General features: G+C 63.0%; 3 protein-coding genes. 1 reads left to right on the forward strand and 2 read right to left on the reverse strand.

Features of this window, described 5'->3' with window-relative positions:
* The first annotated feature begins 115 nt into the window (after window positions 1–115).
* A complete protein-coding gene (locus ENZ74_RS30225; protein WP_063168507.1) occupies window positions 116–373 on the forward strand; it encodes a hypothetical protein in 258 nt (85 codons plus the stop codon).
* 30 nt (window positions 374–403) lie between these two features.
* Here the strand turns inward: ENZ74_RS30225 and ENZ74_RS30230 are convergent, their stop codons facing one another.
* Together ENZ74_RS30230 and ENZ74_RS30235 are read right to left on the reverse strand one after the other, a co-directional pair.
* Window positions 404–1,126: an SDR family oxidoreductase gene (locus ENZ74_RS30230; RefSeq protein WP_013530903.1), complete on the reverse strand. Its 723-nt coding sequence runs from the start codon at window positions 1,124–1,126 to the stop codon at window positions 404–406.
* Window positions 1,126–1,968: an SDR family oxidoreductase gene (locus tag ENZ74_RS30235; protein ID WP_063168506.1), complete on the reverse strand. Its 843-nt coding sequence runs from the start codon at window positions 1,966–1,968 to the stop codon at window positions 1,126–1,128. Before ENZ74_RS30235 ends, ENZ74_RS30230 begins: the two co-directional genes overlap by 1 nt.
* Between the last annotated feature and the right edge of the window lie 118 nt (window positions 1,969–2,086).

Raw genomic sequence — 2,086 nt, forward strand, 5'->3', positions numbered from 1 at the left:
GTACGGGCTTGCCGACGTTGTCGAGACGCTGGCCTGGCTGAGAGGTCAACTTTAGATCCAGCCGACGCAACCGCGATCGCGCCTCCTGGAAAGGGCAAGGAAAGGAACGGTTTCGATGGGACGCTTCGCACAATTGGTCCGAGAGATCACCCCGAACTGGCTGCACTCTCGCTCCTCCCGCCATGACATTGCCGACGTTTCACCGTCCGACGCGGATTTCAGCTGGCAAGAGGCGATCGATAACAAGATGTATGGGGCTGATACGCCTGATTATTCCTATGTTCCGGAAAAGACCGCTTCAGATGCGGTGAGACCGGGCGGTGACAGCCCCGGCGAAAAGAGCGTGCGGGGTGATCCAAAGAGAGCCAATTGAGGGTGAAAGCCTGTCGGCGCCCGAGGAACGCTAGGCCGCAAATCGCAGTCCGCCGTCGCAGGTCAGCACCTGACCGGTCATGAAGCCGTTGGAGACGAGGAAGGCTATTGCCGCGGCGACGTCTTCGGCGCGACCGATGCGGCCGACCGGGGTCCTGCCGGCATAGTCGGCAAACAGCGCCTGCCTCTGCTCCTCGGCCAGAAAGTCCCACCAGGGCGTGTCGATGACGCCTGGCGCCACGACATTGACGCGCAGCGGTTTCAACTCCATCGCCAGGATCGGCACCACGGTCAACAGCATGCCGTTGATGGCGGCGATACCGGCGACGCCGGGCGTTGCGAGCTGCGCCGACACCGCCGAGATGAAGGTGACCGATCCGGCCTTGTTGAGTGTCGGCAAGGCGGCCTGCAGGCAGGACAGCTGCGGGCGGACCTTTTCCTCCACGCCACTGCCGATGTCACTCAGGTCAAGCGCCGGGAACGGGCCGAGGCCCTTGCCGCCGCTGGCCGCCAGCACCAAGTGATCAAAGGGGCCGAGGCGCTCGAAGAATTGACGGACCTCATCCGGCTTCGACGCGTCGAAAGCGGCCTTCTCGGCAGCACCGCCAAGGCTCTTCCAAGCGCTCTTCAGCTTGTCCTCGTTGCGGCCGGTGATGGTTACCTTCATGTCCGGGCCAAGCAGTTTGCGCGCCGTCGCCAGCCCGATGCCGGACGAGCCACCGATGATGACGGTGTGTTGGATTGCCTTGGTCATCAATGCTGTTCCTTCGATGTGGGGGAGGCCGGGCCGATGAGGTCGAGGCTCAAGCTTCTCAGCTGTTGCCTTGCCTTGGCGTCGTAGGCCTGAGCATCGGCGCGGGATTCCCGCAGGCCGTCGAAATAGAGGCCGCTTTTCCCGTTGAGCGTGGGTGAGGTGGCGAGATTGAGGATGGCGTCGGCACCGGTCTCGACCGAACTCCACGGCGTCACCCCGGCCTGCCGGACCATGGTTGTGTTCATGTAGCTCGCCGGATGCAATGCGTTGACGGTGACGCCGGTGCCTTTCAACTGTTCGGCCAAATCGACGGTGAACAGAATCTGCGCCAGCTTGCTCTGGCAATAAGTGCGCACCCCGTCATAGGAGCGGGTCAGCATGACATCGCTGAAGTCGATCGCCTGCTGCCCCGCAGAGGCGACATTGACGATGCGCGCCGGCGCACTGGCCTTCAGCAATGGCAGGAGCTCCGATGTCAGCAGGAAACCGGCGAGATAGTTGACCGCGAAGCGCAGTTCATAGCCGTCGGCACTCACCTGCCTTTTGGCACCTTGGCCCGCTGTGCCGATGCCGGCATTGTTGATGAGGATGTCCAGCCGGTTCGTCCGGGCGCGCACCGCCTCGGCGAGGTGGCGCACCTCGGCCAGCGAAGAGAGGTCGGCGACCAGAAGCTCGGCCTTGCCGCCGGCGGCTTCGATCTCGGTGACAACAGCCTTGCCGCGCGTTGCATCGCGGCCGTGCACCAGCACACGGGCGCCCGCGGCGCCGAGCCGTTGCGCGACAACGCGGCCGACGCCGTCTGTCGAGCCGGTGATGAGGATCGTCTTGTCTTTGAGTTCCATGTTCAGAGCCTCCGTTCTGTTGCTCTGAACGGAAGATGGGGCAGTTGGCGCTGGCCAAACAGTTCAAACTTTATCCTGGTATCAATACTGCTATAATACGCGCATGGAGTCCCAACCT

This window comes from Mesorhizobium sp. M7A.F.Ca.CA.002.15.2.1, from assembly GCF_003998715.1.
In the GTDB taxonomy this organism is placed as follows: Bacteria; Pseudomonadota; Alphaproteobacteria; order Rhizobiales; family Rhizobiaceae; genus Mesorhizobium; species Mesorhizobium ciceri.